Origin of the sequence: Rhodobacter lacus, assembly GCF_042683065.1 — a bacterium.
In the GTDB taxonomy this organism is placed as follows: Bacteria; Pseudomonadota; Alphaproteobacteria; order Rhodobacterales; family Rhodobacteraceae; genus Rhodobacter; species Rhodobacter lacus.
Genome location: NZ_JBHUIX010000005.1, coordinates 265,478 through 282,801, shown reverse-complemented (window position 1 = coordinate 282,801; position 17,324 = coordinate 265,478). Strand labels below are relative to the sequence as shown.

Below are 17,324 nucleotides of genomic sequence, written 5' to 3'. Positions count from 1 at the left end.
CTGCGCCGCCCGGTCATGAAAAGGTGCGCCGTCCGTGGGCGAGGCTTCCACCCTGCCTCCGAGGAAACAGTCGCCACCGAAGTGACGGGACGGCGCGGGGCACTCATACTCAAACGGCCTCGCAAACGGGGTAACCTGGGCCGCCCCGAAAGGGGACGGCTGCGCCGGTGTGGTGTCTTGCCGGATGAACGTCACGCCCGCCAGGGGGGCGACGTGACCGGTCCCGATAGGCCGGGCCTGCTTCCCAAGTGTCTTACGCCAAGGCCGCCCACGATGCCGACTCTGGCAAAAATATCCCGCGGCGGGGGCCGGGGTGTCGCGGGCAAGGAGCGCCGAAACAAGGGAAACGATCATCTTGCAAAGGGCTTTGAAACTAGGTTCCCAATCCTTTCCCGAAAACCGTGCGGCGATCAAGCCCCTTGTTGATGCAATCTGCGGTTGCGATGCATTTTGCGACTCCGTGCCACATCGTCCCGGTCTCTGATCGGGGCTTTGACGCGGCCCGGCGCGACGTTAGGGTCGCGCCAAGCCGCGAGAGCACGGCCAGGCGCGCAGGAGGGCCGGAGATGGGCGAGGATCAGGGACAGTTCTGGGACCGGGTGGCAGAGCGCTATGCGGCGCGCCCGCTGAAGGACCCGGCCGCCTATGAGGAAATGCTGGTCGAAGTCGGCGGCTGGTTGCAGCCCGGCGACCGGGTGCTGGAGATCGGCTGCGGCACCGGCTCGACGGCGGTGCGGTTGGGCGGCACTGTGGAGCGCTGGCTCGGCACGGACTTTTCTGCCGAAATGGTGCGCATTGCACAGGCCAAGGAGGCGCCCGAAGGGGTCAGCTTTATGCAGGCCTCCGCCGAGACGGAGCATGACGAAGCCCCGTTCGATGCGATCTGCGCCTTCCACATCCTGCATCTTCTGCCGGATGCGCCCGCAACCCTTGCCGCGCTGCGCCGCCAGCTTGTGCCGGGGGGGCTGCTGATTTCGAAAACCTGGTGCTTGCGAGACTTCAACCCGCTGATGCGGATGATCTTTCCGATCTTGCGGGCCCGGGGCTACATGCCGGAGATCCGCCAGATCCGGGCGCGGGAGCTGCGCGCGATGCTCACCGATGCGGGCTTCGTGCTGCAGGGCGAGCGCCATTTCGGCACCCACCGCCACAGCCGCTTCATCGTGGCACGCCGGGCCGAGTGAGCCTGCTGTCGGGCAGGCTCAGGGCTTTCCGGCCGGGGGCGTGTATTTGTAAAGCAGGTGGTAGCCCGCATAGCCGCCCGCGGCGGCAAAGATCGCGGCCCAGAGGAAGCTCTTTGTGGTGAACACCTCAAACCCGGCCCAAAGGAAGCAAAAGGCCACGAGCGCAATGCGCACCCACAGCGGTTTGAACATCGGATGATCGAAGCTCGCCATCGCATATCCCTCCTGCGCCCCGTCTTCTGACGGTTCGGCGCTTAGTCACCCGCAAACCGGGCCCTTGAGCGGACCACGCGGGCTTGCCGCGCGCCGCGAACACGCCGCGGCATCCACCGCGAAGCGGCGGTCCGCCTCACGCAAACCGCAGCGTCACCATCGCCGGATGGGCCGCAAAGTCAATGCCGCGCCGGGGGGGGATCTGGCGCTGCGGCGCCCGGTCGCGGCGGTAAGCTTGCGTTAAGCCTGCTGTCGATCTGTCCTTTGCGGAATGAGAATTCTTCAAAACAGAAAGCAGTTCTTGACTCTTTGGTGGAACACTGAAGCCCAACCGACCAGTTTTGCCTGTTCCATGTTTGCGAGTGCCTGGTCCCCTCCTTCCACAAGCCTGACAGGTTCTGCCTTGACTCGACTGACCGGAATTTCCGCCCGCATCTATGGCATCGTGGCCGTTGCCGCGCTTGCTCTCGTAATCCTTTCTGAAACGCTCTTGAATTTTGCGTCGAACAACGCCTTCGAGATGCGCGAGCAACATTTGAGCGATGTCACCGATACGGCTGTCAGCGTGCTGCGCGAATTGCAGGACCAGGTTGAGGCCGGCACCATGACCGCCGAACAAGCCCGCATCGAGGGTGCGAAACGCCTCACCGGGCTGAAGTTCGACAAGACCGGCTATTTCTTCGCCTTCGACATGCAAGGGGTGATGCAGGCACATGCCACGATGCCGAACTGGATCGGCACATCGCAGCTCGGCTATGAAGATGCCTATGGCTCCAAGATCTTCGTTGAAATGCTGAATATTGCCAAGGATCAGGGCCGCGGCCATCTGAACTATTATTTCCGCAAGCCTGACAGCGATGTGGCTGAAGAGAAGATCGGCTATGTGGCGACCTTCGAGCCTTGGGGCTGGGTTGTCGGCACCGGCTCCTATGTTTCCGATATCGAGGCCGCGCTGGGCGCGTTGCGCACGATCTCGATGATCGCGATGGGCGTTGCGCTGCTGGCGCTGCTCGGCGTTGCCACGGTGCTTGCGCGCTCGGTGACCAAGCCTTTCGCGCTGGTTCATCGCCGCATGGAGGCGATGACGGCGGGCGATACGGAAAGCGTTGTTCCCTGTCAGAAAAATGGCAGCGAAGTGGGCGATATGGCGCGCGCGCTTGAGCATTTCCGGGAATCGATTGCGGAGAAAAACGCTCTGGAGGCGCAGCAACGCGCGCAAGAGCAAGAATTGGCGCGTGCCGCAGAAGAGGCCCGACAGCGCGATGCCGAACTGCAGCAGCGCGAGGCCGCTGCCGCAGAGGAGCGGGCCCGCGAAGACGCCCGCCGGGCGGCCGAACGCGCCGAGCAAGAGGCGCTGCTCGCTGCGGAGCGCGAGCAGCAACTCAAGGAGCAATCGCTGATCGTCACGGCGCTGGCGGATGGTCTTCGGGCGATGTCGGAAGGGGATCTGACGGCGCGAATCGAGGCCACTTTCCCGCCCGCCTATGCCGAGCTGCGCCATAACTTCAACGCCGCGATGAGCAAGATGGCGAATCTGATCGCCTCGATCGTGCAGACCACGAATGCCGTCGAGGAAGGGGCGGGGCAACTCTCGATCGCTTCGGCGGAACTCGGGCGGCGCACCGAGACCCAGGCCGCCTCGCTTGAGGAGACGGCGGCGGCGATGAACGAGATGGCCTCCTCGGTCGAGCAATCGGTGACCGGCGCGCGCACTGCGGCGCAAGCCGTGACCCGCACCCGCGAGACCACGGCGACGGGCCTTGGCGTGGTGCGCGAAACGGCGGCGGCGATGAACGATATCGCGCGCAGTTCCGAGCAGATCTCGCGCATCACCAGCGTTATCGACGATATTGCCTTCCAGACCAATCTTCTGGCGCTGAATGCCGGCGTCGAGGCGGCGCGGGCAGGCGAGACCGGGCGCGGCTTTGCGGTGGTGGCCTCGGAAGTGCGCGCCCTGGCGCAGCGCTCCTCGGAAGCCGCCAAGGAGATCGCCGAGCTGATCGAGACCTCGTCGCGTCAGGTCCATTCGGGCGTGCAGCTCGCGGCGCGATCGGATACGGCGCTTGGCCAGATCGACAAGCTTGTGACCGAGCTTGACGAGCTGCTGACCAATATCAGCAGCGCGGCGACCGAGCAGAATGCGGGTATCTCTGAAGTGACGGCCGCGGTGAACCAGCTCGATCAGGTGACACAGCATAACGCCGCGATGTTCGAGGAGAATTCGGCGGCAACGCAGGGGCTCTTGGGCGAAGCGCGCACGCTGAAATCGCTCAGCGCCGTGTTCCGCATCGACGTCTCCGCGCAGGGCGAGGCAGAAGCGATGCGCTACGCTTCCTGAGGCGGGGCGCTCCCGGGCCGCTCAAGGCCCGGGCCAGAGCCCGATCAGCGGGGCGTGCAGATGCCAAAGGCACGCCCAGGCAACAAGCGCGAGCGCGCCGCGCCGCCAGGAGGGCAGGGCCCGCGGCCGCCAACGCCCCGAGATGAGCGCGGCAAAGGGAATGAGAGCCGTTTGCGCCGTCAGATCTTGCCAGAGCGCCACGCCCATTGCGCGGCGCTTTCGGCGTTCCACCACCGGCATGCCAATGACTGCGAGCAGCAGGAACGGGCCGAACAGCAGCACATGCGCCAGATCGCCATTGGCGATCAGATGCGCGCCCGACCAGAGCGCGAGCGCCCACAGAAGCGGCTGGCGGGTGAGCCCGGCGATTCCGGGGCGGGTGGGGTCAAACCCCGCGGCGCGCCCCTCAAAGGCGAACGGGTTGGGCGCGAGCACGCCATAGGCGCTCAGGGTGATCGCCACCGGCATCACGAGATTGACAAGCCAGCGCTGCCAGATCTGGGGCTCCCAGAGCGGTACGAAGGGGGCCCGCCCGGCGGCGAGAATCGCCCAGTAGAGCAGCGCCAGCGACACCAGCGAAAAGGCGGCCATGTAAAGCGGCCCGCCGAGTTTGCGCAGCAGCACCGCCTTGACCCCGAGCGCAGCGGGCAGGCGGTGCGATATCAGAAAAAGGCCCATGGCGAGGGCGAATTCGATCCAGTCCATCGCGGCACACTGCCCTGTTGGCGCAGCGGCCGCCAGCCTGATCTTGCGCAGGCATGGAAACGCCCGCTCTTCGGCCCCTTCCGGTGGGAAGGTTGGAAGAGCGGGCGCCAACCCGAAGAGGTGCGGGTGGTCAGCCCACCCGCAGCCGCGTGGTCTTATTCAGGACGACGCGAGATGGTCGCGAAGCCGAACGTTTGCGAGAACGGCAGGAAGTCGCCCGGGATCACGTTCGATTGACGCGGGCTGTCTTTGAGCAGCGGCGCTTTCCAGAACATTTGCGATTTCGGGGCGGCGTCGCGCGGGCAGAGGTTGTCTTTGCGCGGCGTGTCTTTGACAAGCGGCGTCGGCCAGAAGCTGGCGGACATGAAGTTGTCGCCTTCATAGACGTTTTTCTTGCGCGGCGTGTCTTTCAGCAGCGGCCAGCCGAAGCGAGCGGAGAACTCGCCAGCGGGCTCCGCTTTCACGGGCGCGTTCAGGAAGATGTGCCGATGGTCTTTCATGATGTTGTCGGTGGTCATTTTCGTCTTTTCCTCGCAGGTGAACTCTTCAGTGACGTTTTCAAGCGCAACAGCATCCGCGCGAGCGGAGATGGTACGCACGAGTTTCGCCGCGCCAAGCGGCTTGTGGCTGACTTTCGCGACGAGCGCGGCGGCACCGCCAGCGAGCCGCTCTGCATAACCGGCAACGGCACTTTCGTGCACGCCGGCGGTTTTGAGTGCTTCGACAAGGGCGGCACGCTTGCGACCGTCAGCAGTGACGACCGTGACCGCACCGGGTTTGATCCCTTCTCGCGTGAGTTGGCGTGCAATGTCGCCCGCCGTATCTGCATCGGCATATAGCCGCGTAATTGCCGTCGTCATGCGTCCTCCTCGGGTTCAAGGGCATTCCAAAAGTCTAAACCTCGCCGCGCAAAAGCGCTCCGCGGTCACTTGTCACGGCTCAGCGCTAACGGCACGGCAAAGCCGATCGCAATGAGCAGAAGAAAGGCTTCGATAGTAAAAACCATGTTGTAGGGCGCGGCTGCGGTGTCGCCAAACACGCCCGGCATCGCCATCAGACCGTCGCGCACCACACCCGCAAGCGCCACCCCGAGCCCGGCCGCCGTGGCCTGCACCGCGCCCCAGGCGCCAAGCGCAAGGCCAACACGGTCCGCCGGCGCCGCGCGCATGGTTGCGGTGAGCGTGGCATGACCGAAGAGGCCGATTCCGAAGCCCACGACATAGGTGCCGATCACGAACAGAAGGAACATCGGCAGAAGCGAAGAATAGATGATCGCGGCAAAGCCCGGCACGCCGAGAATCGCACCGACAAGGCCGAGTCGCATCGGTTTCATGCCCTTCCCGAGCACGCGTGATGCAAGGCCAAAGCCGGTCAGGGTGCCAAAGGCGAAGAGCGCGGAGAGCTTGGTCGTTTCGCCCACGGTGAGCCCGAGGGCCTGACCGCCATAGGGCTCCAGCAGCACATCGGCCATGCCATAGGCGAATGTGCCAAGCGCGATCACCGACAGCAGCGGCAGCATGCCCTTGCGCGCCATCAGCTCGTTGAAGGCGTGGCGGAAGGTGGGGTGAACCGCCACTTCCATCTCGCGGGCGCGTTCACGGCTGAAACTTTCCTGCCGCCACAGCGCCACCATGTTGAGCGTGGCCGAGACGAGCGCGGTGCCCTGAATCACCTGAATCAGGCGGCCCGGCGTGTAATTTGCCAGCAAGAACCCGTAGGTCAGCGAGGCGACAACGCTGCCCACAAGCAGCATCACATACATCAGGCCGACAACCTTCGGGTGGTCTTCTTCCTTCACGAGATCGGTGGCAAGCGCGAGCCCCGCGGTTTGCACGATATGTGCCCCCGCGCCAACGAGCAGGAAGGCGAGCGCGGCGGCCGAAATGCCGATCCAGCGCGGGGCATCATAGGATTCGCCAAAGCCCGAGAGCACCAGAAGCGCGAAGGGCATGATCGCGAAGCCGCCGAACTGGTAGATCGTGCCTTTCCAGATCCACGGCACGCGCTTGAGACCAAGCGCGGATTTGTGCGTGTCGGATTTGAAGCCGATCAGCGTGCGGAAGGGCGCGAACAGGAGCGGCATCGCCAGCATGATCGAGACGACCGAGGCATGCACGCCGAGTTCGACAATCATCACCCGGTTGAGCGTGCCGGCCAGCAGCACCAGCGTCATGCCCACGGTGACCTGAAACAGGGAAAGCCGGAGCAAACGGGAGAGGGGAACCTCTTCCGTGGCAACGTCGGCGAAGGGGAGATACCTGGGACCGAAACGCGCCAGATTTTTCAGAGCGAAGTCACGGTAGCCCATGGGTGCCGCCCGAGTAGAGAGGGGTATTAGGGGCGGGGGCCCCGGACGGAATGAGCCCACCGATTTGCACCGGTGGGCTCAGACAGATTATTGGGCCACGACCACGGTCGGGGCGGTCATCGGCTTGCCATTCCAGTAGGCCGAGAACCAGTCGGTGTTCGCCATCAGGCCGCCATGCAGCACGAGAGCGGTCACGGCGACGGCGCCGAGGAACAGCGGGATACCGGTCGAGGGTTTAACGACGGTCCAAACTTTGGCGTTGTTCATGGTATAACTCCTCTACCCGATTAGCCGAGCCACGGCGTGGCGATCGCCGAGAGGATGTGCGCAACGAGCGCCATCGCCCCGAACACACGGGTGCCATCGATCAGATAGCTGTGGATTTCTTCAGCTTCTTTCAGCGTCAGGCCGCTCGGCCCAGCTTTGTCGTCAGTCATGTCCCGAATCCTCCAAAAAACTGGGATCTCTCGAAGGCTTTCCCAAGTCTTCGCACCTTCAGATGCGAGCCTCAGCTTTTGCCTCCCCGCTACCACATCCGGACTGACGTGGCATCGTGGGGTCACTATGGGATCGGGAAGGGGGTCAGTTCAAGTGTAAAGTGCGGCTTACACTGCGGCAAATTCGGCACGTTTTGCCCGTCTCTGGCGTCGCCAAAAAGCGCCTTTTGGACACATCTTTTATAGCGCTTGACGGTGCAATGGCCCGCTCTGCAGTGGTGCCGAAGTATCGCCCGGGACTCGCGACTTTATCAAGGAAAAAAGGGGGATGATGCGGGGCAGCAGCGCTTTGAGGGGAGTGCCAGCAATGTGCCCTGCGCAGGGGCGCGCGTGAAGTGTAACGTCAGATATACATTTTTCTGCGCCCAGCTGTCGCAGCTTTGGCCCTTGGCGGGTGGCGGCGGCGCTTTCGCGGCGCTTTGCGGGCGCAAAAATTCTGGGTCGAATTGTCGCGTTCAAAAAACTTCGAGCCGAGGGGTTGAAAGCCCATAACCCGCTCCCCACCTCGCAATCATAAGCTGTCGTCAGCTTTGAAAGCCGATTCAGTCACCGAATCCTCCAAAGATGCGCCCAGGTGACAGAATCTCGCGGCTCTCCTCGCCGGACACGGGGAGAGCCGCACACAAAATCAGCAGATGCCGAGAATCACTTCATCCTGAGGGCGCTTCTGCCTCTCGCGCTGAATTTTACCCATTGATAAAATTTTGATCCATGGCAGCGTTGGTCAAGCAACAGCCAGGGAGGGTCCAGCCGTGACCTCAAGCCAGTTCCAGCCCGGGATCGTGCCCGGGCGTCTTCCGGCGGAAGACTATTGCCATGCCTTCGCCGATACCGCACCACCCCTGACCGATCACGCGGCGCGCGTTGCGGCAGACCGGTGCTATTTCTGTTATGACGCGCCCTGCACCACGGCCTGCCCCTCGGGGATCGACGTGCCGCTTTTCATCCGCCAGATCGCGACCGGCCAGCCGGAGGCGGCGGCGGTGACGATCCTGTCGCAAAACATTTTTGGCGGCCTCTGTGCCCGCGTCTGCCCGACCGAAACCCTTTGCGAAGGCGCCTGCGTGCGCGAGGTGGCAGAGGGCAAGCCGGTGGAGATCGGCCTTTTGCAGCGCCATGCGACCGACAAGCTGCAGGCGGCGGGCGTCCATCCGTTCTCCCGCGCCGAACGCACCGATTATTCGGTCGCGGTGGTGGGGGCGGGCCCTGCCGGGCTTGCCTGCGCGCACCGCCTTGCGATGAAGGGGCACGAGGTCACTATATATGATGCGCGGCTGAAACCGGGCGGGCTCAATGAATATGGGATCGCGGCCTACAAGGCGCCGGGCGGCTTTGCGGCGAAAGAAGTGGCGTGGCTTTTGCAAATCGGCGGCATCACTCTTCTTGAGAACTGGGCGCTTGGCCGCAATGGCACGCTTGCCGATCTGCTCGACGACCATGATGCCGTGTTTCTTGGCATGGGGCTCGCGGGGGTGAATGCGCTGACGATCCCCGGCGCGGACCATGCGACCCCCGCCACCGATTTCATTGCCCATCTGCGCCAAAGCGAGGATCTGGCCAAGCTGCCGATCGGGCGGCGGGTCGTGGTGATTGGCGGCGGCATGACGGCGGTGGATGCGGCGGTGCAGGCGAAACTCCTCGGTGCCGAGACCTCGACCATCGTCTACCGCCGCTCGCAACCCGAGATGCCCGCCTCGCTCCATGAGCAAGACCATGCGCAGACCCATGGCGTGCGGATCGTGCCCAATGCAACGCCGGTGGCGATCCGCAAGGATGAGGTGGGGTTTGAGGTCGAGTTTGCCCGCACCGCCACCCGCGACGGCACCATGACGGTGCTGGAGGACACGTTGCGGATCAAGGCCGATCAGGTCTTCATCGCGATCGGCCAGACGCTCGGCCCGGTGCCCGAGGGGCTGACGATCACCGGCGGCAAGATCGCGACTGACGCGGCAGGCCGCACCGGCCTTGCCAAGGTCTGGGCGGGGGGCGATTGCGCCACCGGCGGCGAAGATCTGACCGTGACGGCATCGGCGCAAGGCCGCGATGCCGCCGAAGACATCCACGCGTTTCTGATGGGGGCCTGAGATGGCGAACCTTTCTTCCGAATTCATCGGCATCAAGTCGCCCAATCCGTTCTGGCTCGCCTCGGCGCCGCCGACCGACAAGGAATATAATGTGCGCCGCGCCTATGAGGCGGGCTGGGGCGGGGTGGTCTGGAAGACCTTGGGCATGGATGGCCCGCCCGTCGTCAACGTCTCGGGGCCGCGCTACGGCGCGATTTACGGGCCGGACCGCACGCTTCTGGGGCTGAACAACATCGAATTGATCACCGACCGCCCGCTTGAGGTGAACCTGCGCGAGATCAAGACGGTGAAACGCGACTACCCGGACCGGGCGCTGGTCGTCTCCCTTATGGTGCCCTGTGACGAGGAGAGCTGGAAGTTCATCCTGCGCGAGGTCGAGGACACCGGCGCGGACGGGGTGGAACTCAATTTCGGCTGCCCGCATGGCATGGCCGAACGCGGCATGGGCGCGGCGGTGGGGCAGGTGCCCGAATATATCGAAATGGTCACGCGCTGGGTGAAGACCCATTCGCGCATGCCCTGCATCGTCAAGCTGACGCCGAATATCACCGATATTCGCAAGCCCGCCGAGGCGGCGCAACGCGGTGGCGCCGATGCGGTGAGCCTGATCAACACGATCAATTCGATCACCTCGGTCGATCTCGACCTTTTTGCCCCCGAGCCGACGATTGACGGCATGGGCACGCATGGCGGCTATTGCGGCCCCGCGGTCAAGCCGATCGCGCTCAACATGGTGGCCGAAATTGCCCGCAACGCGGAAACCCGCAAGCTGCCGATCTCCGGCATCGGCGGCGTGACCACCTGGCGCGATGCCGCCGAGTTCATGGCGCTCGGCGCCTCGAATGTGCAGGTCTGCACCGCGGTGATGACCTATGGCTTCCGCATCGTCGAGGAGATGATCGCGGGGCTGAGCGCCTTCATGGATCAAAAGGGCTTCACCGCGACGTCTGAACTTGTCGGCCTTGCGGTGCCGAAGGTGACCGACTGGCAATATCTGAACCTCAATTACACCACCAAGGCCGTGATCGAGCAGGAAGACTGCATCAAATGCGGCCGCTGCCATGTGGTCTGCGAAGATACCTCGCATCAGGCGATCGCCATGGCCGCTGACCGCACGGTGACGGTGAAGGATGAGGAGTGTGTCGCCTGCAACCTCTGTGTCGATGTCTGCCCGACGGGCTGCATCTCGATGCAGGAATTGCCCGTGGGCACGCTGGACCCGCGCACCGGGCGCGCGGTCGGCACGCCTTTGAACTGGACCGAGCACCCGAACAACCCCTCCGGTTCGGCCGCGGCCTGCGCGCGGGAACCGGCGGAATAAGGGTTTCGCCGCGCCAGGCGCGGCGACCCGGCGGGGGGCTGCCGCCCCCCGCACCCCCCGCTGGCCTCTGATTTACGGCAGCGCAGGATGATCACGCATTCAGGATGATCACGCATTGATGTCAGCCCCGGCGAAACCCTGCCGAAGGGCGGTTTGGGCTGTCATGGTGCCGCGCGGTCCCCCGTGCTAGCGCAGTGGAAACGGGGTGTCGGAGGCCGGGGCCATGGGGATTGATGCGGTGATGCGGGCGAGCCGGAGAACCGGGCCCGCGCTTTTCGGGCTTGGCACCTTCTGGGGCGCCTTCGCGGCCTTTATCCCGGAATACAAACTGCGCGCCGGTGTGGAGGATGGGCTCTTCGGCGCGATGCTCCTTGCCTCCGCGCTCGGGGGCGTGGTGGCGATGGCGCTGGTGGCGCGGATCACGGCGCGGCTCGGGGCGCGGGCGCTGTCGGTGCTCGCCGTCGCGCTGGCGCTCGCCGCGCTGGCGCCGCTTGCCATCGGCTCCGCCGTAACGCTCGCGCTGGCGCTTTTCGTCATGGGGGCGGCGATGTCGGCGCTTGATATCGCCACCAATGTCGAGATTTCCGAGGCGGAGCACGATACCGGCCTGCCGTTGATGAACGGCAATCATGCGCTGTTCTCCTTCGGGCTTGGCGGCGCGGCGCTGCTGGTGGGGGCCTGGCGCAGTGCCGGGGGCGCGCCCGAAACGGTGCTGCCGCTTTTGGCGCTGGGGCTGCTCGCGCTCGCCTGGAGGCTGCGCGCCGGGAGCGCCGCGCCGATGCCTGGGGGGCAAGAGGCCCCGGGCGGGCGCATGGGCGCGCCTTGGCGGGTGGTGTTGCCTGCGGCGGTGATCCTGTTTGCGGCCTTTGTCACCGAAAACACCACCGAGACATGGTCGGCCCTCTACCTTGAGCGCGGGTTGGGGGCGGCCTTGGGGGCCGGGGCGCTTGGGCCGGCGGTGTTCGGGCTGGTGATGGGGCTGTTCCGGCTGGGCGGTCAGATGCTCGCCAGCCGGCTCGGCGAGGCACGGCTTGTGGCGCTTTCCGCGGCGCTGGGTGCGCTTGGCGCAGTGCTCGCGGCGCTCGCGCAAACGCTGCCGCTGGCCGTGCTCGGCCTTGGGCTGATTGGCATCGGCGCGGCGGTGGCCGTGCCCTCGACCAATGCGCTGCTGGGCCAGCGCGTGACGCGGGCCGAGCGCGCGCGCGCACTTTCGCGTGCCTGGATGATCGGTTTTTCGGGCTTTTTCATCGGCCCCGTCGTGATGGGGGCGCTTGCCGAAGGGATCGGCCTGCGCGGGATCTTCCTGTCGCTCGCGCTGGTGCTTGCGATGATCGGGCCGGGGCTTGCCGCCTTGCTGCGGGTGCCCCGGCGCCGTCTCCCTCAGGCGTAACTGTCGAAAAACCCGTTCGGGATCAAAAGATTGTCGCGGCTCAGATCCTGCACCCGCTTCTCGCCGCACAGCGCCATCGAGATGTCGAGTTCCTTTTGCATCACCTCGAGCGCGCGGGTCACGCCTGCCTCACCCATCGCGCCCAGCCCGTAAACATAAGCGCGCCCGGCCATGGCCCCCTTGGCCCCGAGCGCCAGCGCCTTGAGAATGTCCTGGCCCGAGCGGATGCCGGAGTCGAGCCAGACCTCCGTCTTGCCGTCCACCGCCTTGAGGATCTCGGGCAGCATGCGGATCGAAGAGAGCGCGCCGTCGAGCTGGCGCCCGCCATGGTTCGAGACGATGATCGCATCGGCGCCGAAATCGGCGGCCGCGCGGGCATCCTCGGCATCGAGCACGCCCTTGAGGATGAACTTGCCGCCCCATTGGTCGCGGATGCGGGCGATCTTCGACCAATCGAGGCAGGGGTCGAACTGCTCCGCGGTCCAGCTGAAAAGCGAGGAGGCATCGGTCACGCCCTTGGCATGGCCGACGATATTGCCAAAAAAGCGCCGCTTGGTGCCGAGCATCTCAAGACCCCATCGGGTCTTTGTCGCCATGTTCAAAAGGTTGCGCGGCGTGAGCTTGGGCGGCGCGGAGAGGCCGTTTTTCAGATCCTTGTGGCGCTGGCCGAGAATTTGCAGATCGAGCGTCAGCACCAGCGCCGAGCAGCCCGCGCGTTTGGCCCGCGCAAGGATCGCGTCGACGAAGTCTTCGTCGCGCATGACGTAAAGCTGAAACCAGAATGGCGCGGGCGAATGGGCGGCCACATCTTCGATCGAACAGATCGACATGGTCGAAAGCGTGAAAGGCACGCCGAACCTTGCTGCCGCCCGCGCCGCCTTGATCTCGCCATCGGCGCGCTGCATGCCCAAAAGACCCACCGGCGAAAGCGCAAGCGGCATCGTCACCGGCTGTCCGGCCATGGTGGAGGCCGTCGAACGGCCCGACATGTCGACGGCCACTTTCTGACGTAACCGGATTTGCGCGAAATCGGACACGTTCTCGCGGAAAGTCTGCTCGGTGTAGGAACCGCTTTCGCAATAATCAAAGAACATCTTTGGTGTGCGCTTGCGGTGCAATGCCTTCAAATCGTCGATGCAGGTAATGACTGTCATGGCCCCCTCCAACTGGTCAGGCAAACTTACCAATTGTCGCGCGGATTGCAAGGGTGGGGCAGGAGGGGGCGCTGCCCCCTCGCGCGGGCCGCGCTCACCCCCGGGATATTTAAGCAAAGTCGAAGCAGAGCAGAGTTTGGTCTTCGACTTTGCGCAAATATCCCGGGGGGTGAATTGGCGCGTCAGCGCCAAGAGGGGGGCAGCGCCCCCTTGCGCGCTCAGGCCGAATGCGCGCCCGCCGCCAGTGCGGCGACGGTTTCGAGCACCTCTGCCGGGCTCTTGCCCGCGCCGATTTCCTTCACGATCGCCGAGCCGATCACGCAGCCGTCGGCCACTGCGGCGATGGTGCGCGCGGCCTCGGGCGTGGAGATGCCAAAGCCGACGATCAACGGCAGATCGGTTGCCGCCTTGATCCGCGCCACTTCCGGCGCGACATCGGCCACCTGCGCCGCCTGGCTTCCGGTGATGCCGGTCACCGAGACATAATAGACAAAGCCCGAGGTATTCTGCAGCACTTTGGGCAGGCGCTTTTCATCGGTCGTGGGTGTGGCGAGGCGGATGAAGTTGATCCCCACCTCCGCCGCGGGCAGGCACAGTTCCTCGTCTTCCTCGGGCGGCAGGTCGACGACGATCAGCCCGTCGATCCCGGCCGCCTTCGCATCGGCGAGGAATTTCGGCACGCCGCGGTTATAGATCGGGTTGTAATAGCCCATCATCACGATCGGCGTGGTGTCATCGCTCTTGCGGAACTCCGCCACCATGTCGAGGGTCTTTTGCAGGGTTTGCCCGCCATCAAGCGCGCGTTGGCCGGCAAGCTGGATCGTCGGGCCATCCGCCATCGGATCGGTGAAGGGAAGGCCCAGCTCGATCACATCAACCCCCGCCGCGGGCATGCCGCGCAAGATCTCCATCGAGGTCTCACGGTCCGGGTCGCCTGCCATGATATAGGCGACAAAGGCTTTCTTGCCCTCGGCCTTCAGCGCGGCGAATTTGGCGTCGATACGAGTCATGGTCTTCCCCCGGAAATGCTCCTCGCGGTTTGAGCGAAGCGTGCGGGAAAATCAATGGCGAAAGGGCCGCGCTTGCGTTGCCGCGCGCCCCCGCGTATGAGGCCGCAAGCAATCAGGGCAAGCAACAGGAGAGTGTCATGGGCTTTCGCATGGGGATCGTGGGCTTGCCGAACGTGGGCAAGTCGACGCTGTTCAACGCATTGACGAAAACCGCCGCGGCGCAGGCGGCGAACTTCCCCTTTTGCACCATCGAGCCCAATGTGGGCGAGGTGGCGGTGCCCGACCCGCGCCTTGACACGCTCGCCGAGATCGCGGGCTCCAAGCAGATCATCCCGACGCGGATGACCTTTGTCGATATTGCGGGCCTTGTGAAAGGCGCCTCCAAGGGCGAGGGTCTGGGCAACCAGTTTCTGGCCAATATCCGCGAGACCGATGCCATCGCCCATGTGCTGCGCTGTTTCGAAGACGGCGATGTGACGCATGTGGAGGGCCGGGTCGATCCGCTCGCCGATGCCGAGACGATCGAGACCGAGCTGATGATCGCGGACCTTGAAAGCCTCGAAAAGCGGCTTGCGAACATCGCGCGCAAGATCAATGCGGGCGACAAGCAGGCCAAGGAAGATGCGCGGCTGATGCTCGCCGCGAAAGAGGCGCTTGAGGCCGGGCGCCCGGCGCGCACGGTGAAGGTGGCCGATGACGACCGCAAGGCCTGGGGCATGCTGCAACTGCTCACCGCCAAGCCCGTGCTTTACGTTTGCAACGTCGAGGAAGAAAACGCCGCCAAAGGCAATGCGCAATCCGAGCGCGTGGCGGCGATGGCGCGCGAGAGCGGTGCGGCGAGCGTGGTGATTTCGGCCAAGATCGAGGAGGAGATTTCCCAGCTTGAGGCCGAGGAAGCGGCGATGTTCCTTGAAGAGTTGGGCCTGCACGAGGCGGGGCTCGATCGGCTCATCCGCGCCGGGCATGACCTTTTGGGCCTGCAGACCTATTTCACCGTCGGCCCGAAAGAGGCCCGCGCCTGGACGATCCGCAAAGGCACCCTTGCCCCTGCTGCCGCGGGCGTGATCCACGGCGATTTCGAGCGTGGCTTCATCCGCGCCGAGACGGTGGCCTATGAGGATTACGTCAAATACCGCGGCGAGAGCGGCGCGAAAGAGGCGGGCAAGTTCCGGGTCGAGGGCAAGACCTATGAGGTGCAAGACGGCGACGTGCTGCACTTCCTGTTCAACGCCTAAGGCTCAGGCGAGAAGCGCGCGGGCATCGGCGATGGCCGCGTCGCATTTGGCGAGGTGGTAGGGCGAGGCTTCGGCATAAACCTCACGCGCCGCCAAAAGCCGCTCCAGCGCCTGCTGTGGCAGGGCGGGATCGGCGGTAAGGGCGAACAGTTTGAGCTCGGTCAGGGCGATGTTCTCGAATGTCTGCGCCCAACTGAACGGCACCACCTCCCGTCGCAGTTCCTGCAGCGCCAAGTCATAGGCGGCAAGGGCCTCGGCAAAGCGGGTCGGGTCTTGTTCCCGTTTGGCAAGCTCGCTCAGCGTAGCGCCCATATTGGTCAGCGTCATCGCCCAGTCCAGCGGCACAACCTCGCGCCGCCACTCCTGCAGCGCAAGGCGATAGGCCGTCACCGCCTCGGTCAACCGTTCGGTCCCCGTTTCGCGCTGGCCGAGCACTGTCAATGCAGTGCCCAGATTGTTCTGCGTCATCGCCCAGTTCTGCGGCACAATCTCGCGCCGCCATTCCTGCAGCGCAAGGCGATAGGCCGCCACCGCCTCGATCAGTCGTTCGGTGCCCGTTTCGCGCACGCCGAGCTCGGCGAGCGCATTGCCCAGATTGTTCTGCGTCATCGCCCAGTTCAACGGCTCAGCCTTTCGCGGAGCATCCTGCAGCGCAAGGCGATAAGCCGCCACTGCCTCGGTCAACCGCTCGTTGCCGGTCTCGCGACTGCCCAGAACCGCTAAGGCCATGCCCAGATCGTTCTGCGCTGCGCCGCGCTGAGTGGCGGTGCGGGCAAGGGCAAGGCCATCGCGGGCCAGCCGGATCGCCACCTCCAGATCGAAGCTCAGCCCCTTGTCGCGCCCGCGTTCATACCATTCTTTGAACGTCTCCCCCAACGCCTCAAACAAATCTTCCGGCCCCTCCAGCCGCAGCCGTGCCAGCACCCTTTGCGCCGCCGCTTCTGGCTTGTTACGGACCCGGTCCTGCTGCAACGCGGCGTGATAGAGCGCCTCTGCCTCGGCCTGATTGCGCAAGATCGCCTGTTCCAGAACCTCTGCCGCTTCCTCGCGCTGATCCTCGTCGTTCAACGCGCTGACCCGTTGCAAGATCATCTGCAATTGATCGCTGGTGTTCGATGGCAACTGCCCCATGGCCTTGAGACTGGCCGCCTCGTCCAGAAATGACTTCAATTCGTGGTAGGCCGCAAGCGGATCGGAGAAGTGCTTTGCGGACACATCGGCGGCAAGCCCGATCAGCAAGGCTTCGGCGGTGGGCGGCGCGGTCGCATCGGCCGCGACCTGCGCAAGCAGGGTCTCGGTTGCCCGGTCCTGCGGGGTGATCTCGTCCTCGGGGCTGACATCTTCGAGCAAGAAACGGTCAATCCAGACCTCGTCCAGTTTCAGTGCGGCAATCAGCTTGCCCACAGTGACGGGGCTGATCGAGCGGTGGCCCTTTTCGACGTTTGACAGGAAGGATTTGCCGGGACTTGGGGTGATCTCGTTTGCCAATCGGTCGAGCGTCCAGCCTTTCAAGCTGCGCGCACGTTTCACCGCCCTGCCAAACTCGACCCGCACATCCTGTGCAACTTTAGGCAACTTTTCCCAACCCTTCGCAACCTGCGTGCAACCCCGTGCAATCGAGGAAACCGGCCCGCGGGGGCATATTATCCCTGTCATGACAACGTCTTGAACCAAGGCGGGCCCGCCGCAACATAAGGATGCTATCCGATGTTCCGGCTTTTCCAAACTACCCTTGCATGGGCCAAATCCGCGCGGGGAAGCAACGTTCTCTTCGCGGCGCTCGCCCTTGCAGGCGCGCTGGGGGCGCCTGCCCTTTGGGTGGGGCTGGTGAGCGCGATGCTTTTCGTGCTGTTGGCCAGCGATTGATGCGGGGAGGCGGTTTTGC

At 64.6% G+C, this 17,324-nt stretch carries 16 protein-coding genes; 7 read left to right on the top strand and 9 right to left on the bottom strand.

Annotated features, from left to right (window positions below):
• Positions 1-566 precede the first annotated feature (566 nt).
• Positions 567-1,184: a class I SAM-dependent methyltransferase gene (locus ACFSM0_RS06475; RefSeq protein WP_377388466.1), complete on the top strand. Its 618-nt coding sequence runs from the start codon at positions 567-569 to the stop codon at positions 1,182-1,184.
• 18 nt (positions 1,185-1,202) lie between these two features.
• Here the strand turns inward: ACFSM0_RS06475 and ACFSM0_RS06470 are convergent, their stop codons facing one another.
• On the bottom strand, positions 1,203-1,397 hold the full coding sequence (locus ACFSM0_RS06470; protein WP_377388464.1) for a hypothetical protein: 195 nt from the start codon (positions 1,395-1,397) through the stop codon (positions 1,203-1,205).
• A gap of 403 nt (positions 1,398-1,800) precedes the next feature.
• Here ACFSM0_RS06470 and ACFSM0_RS06465 point away from each other — a divergent pair, with 403 nt between their 5' ends.
• Complete coding sequence (locus ACFSM0_RS06465) at positions 1,801-3,735, top strand: methyl-accepting chemotaxis protein (RefSeq protein ID WP_377388462.1); 1,935 nt, start codon at positions 1,801-1,803, stop codon at positions 3,733-3,735.
• Positions 3,736-3,756: 21 nt separating this feature from the next.
• Here ACFSM0_RS06465 and ACFSM0_RS06460 read toward each other — a convergent pair whose 3' ends face one another.
• From ACFSM0_RS06460 to ACFSM0_RS06440, 5 genes are all read right to left on the bottom strand, one after another.
• Complete coding sequence (locus ACFSM0_RS06460) at positions 3,757-4,440, bottom strand: NnrU family protein (protein ID WP_377388460.1); 684 nt, start codon at positions 4,438-4,440, stop codon at positions 3,757-3,759.
• 155 nt (positions 4,441-4,595) lie between these two features.
• The gene (locus tag ACFSM0_RS06455) at positions 4,596-5,300 is read right to left on the bottom strand and encodes a hypothetical protein (RefSeq protein ID WP_377388458.1); all 705 of its coding nucleotides are present in this window, start codon (positions 5,298-5,300) and stop codon (positions 4,596-4,598) included.
• A 65-nt stretch (positions 5,301-5,365) separates the two neighbouring features.
• On the bottom strand, positions 5,366-6,649 hold the full coding sequence (locus ACFSM0_RS06450; RefSeq protein WP_377388456.1) for a PucC family protein: 1,284 nt from the start codon (positions 6,647-6,649) through the stop codon (positions 5,366-5,368).
• A gap of 186 nt (positions 6,650-6,835) precedes the next feature.
• Positions 6,836-7,015: a light-harvesting protein gene (locus tag ACFSM0_RS06445; RefSeq protein ID WP_377388454.1), complete on the bottom strand. Its 180-nt coding sequence runs from the start codon at positions 7,013-7,015 to the stop codon at positions 6,836-6,838.
• Between the two features lie 20 nt (positions 7,016-7,035).
• Positions 7,036-7,185 (bottom strand): light-harvesting protein, encoded by a 150-nt coding sequence (locus ACFSM0_RS06440; RefSeq protein WP_097068188.1) that lies wholly within the window; start codon positions 7,183-7,185, stop codon positions 7,036-7,038.
• Between the two features lie 812 nt (positions 7,186-7,997).
• Between ACFSM0_RS06440 and ACFSM0_RS06435 the strand changes: the two genes are divergently transcribed.
• From ACFSM0_RS06435 to ACFSM0_RS06425, 3 genes are all read left to right on the top strand, one after another.
• A complete protein-coding gene (locus tag ACFSM0_RS06435) occupies positions 7,998-9,329 on the top strand; it encodes an NAD(P)-dependent oxidoreductase (RefSeq protein WP_377388452.1) in 1,332 nt (443 codons plus the stop codon).
• Position 9,330: 1 nt separating this feature from the next.
• Complete coding sequence (preA, locus tag ACFSM0_RS06430; RefSeq protein WP_377388450.1) at positions 9,331-10,650, top strand: NAD-dependent dihydropyrimidine dehydrogenase subunit PreA; 1,320 nt, start codon at positions 9,331-9,333, stop codon at positions 10,648-10,650.
• A 223-nt stretch (positions 10,651-10,873) separates the two neighbouring features.
• Positions 10,874-12,040, top strand: a complete 1,167-nt coding sequence (locus tag ACFSM0_RS06425; protein WP_377388448.1) for an MFS transporter — start codon at positions 10,874-10,876, stop codon at positions 12,038-12,040.
• Here the strand turns inward: ACFSM0_RS06425 and ACFSM0_RS06420 are convergent.
• Both ACFSM0_RS06420 and trpA read right to left on the bottom strand, forming a co-directional pair.
• Positions 12,031-13,194, bottom strand: coding sequence for an alpha-hydroxy acid oxidase (locus ACFSM0_RS06420; RefSeq protein ID WP_377388446.1), 1,164 nt, complete (start codon positions 13,192-13,194; stop codon positions 12,031-12,033). The genes ACFSM0_RS06425 and ACFSM0_RS06420 overlap by 10 nt on opposite strands.
• Before the next feature lie 218 nt (positions 13,195-13,412).
• Positions 13,413-14,204, bottom strand: coding sequence for a tryptophan synthase subunit alpha (gene trpA / locus ACFSM0_RS06415; RefSeq protein WP_377388444.1), 792 nt, complete (start codon positions 14,202-14,204; stop codon positions 13,413-13,415).
• A 137-nt stretch (positions 14,205-14,341) separates the two neighbouring features.
• On the opposite strand from trpA, the gene ychF reads away from it, so the two are divergent.
• On the top strand, positions 14,342-15,439 hold the full coding sequence (gene ychF, locus ACFSM0_RS06410) for a redox-regulated ATPase YchF (protein ID WP_377388442.1): 1,098 nt from the start codon (positions 14,342-14,344) through the stop codon (positions 15,437-15,439).
• Between the two features lie 3 nt (positions 15,440-15,442).
• On the opposite strand, the gene ACFSM0_RS06405 is transcribed toward ychF, so the two are convergent.
• Entirely contained in the window at positions 15,443-17,014 is a 1,572-nt protein-coding gene (locus ACFSM0_RS06405) for a helix-turn-helix domain-containing protein (RefSeq protein ID WP_377388440.1), read from the bottom strand.
• 132 nt (positions 17,015-17,146) lie between these two features.
• Between ACFSM0_RS06405 and ACFSM0_RS06400 the strand changes: the two genes are divergently transcribed.
• A complete protein-coding gene (locus ACFSM0_RS06400) occupies positions 17,147-17,305 on the top strand; it encodes a hypothetical protein (protein WP_377388438.1) in 159 nt (52 codons plus the stop codon).
• Positions 17,306-17,324 lie beyond the last annotated feature (19 nt).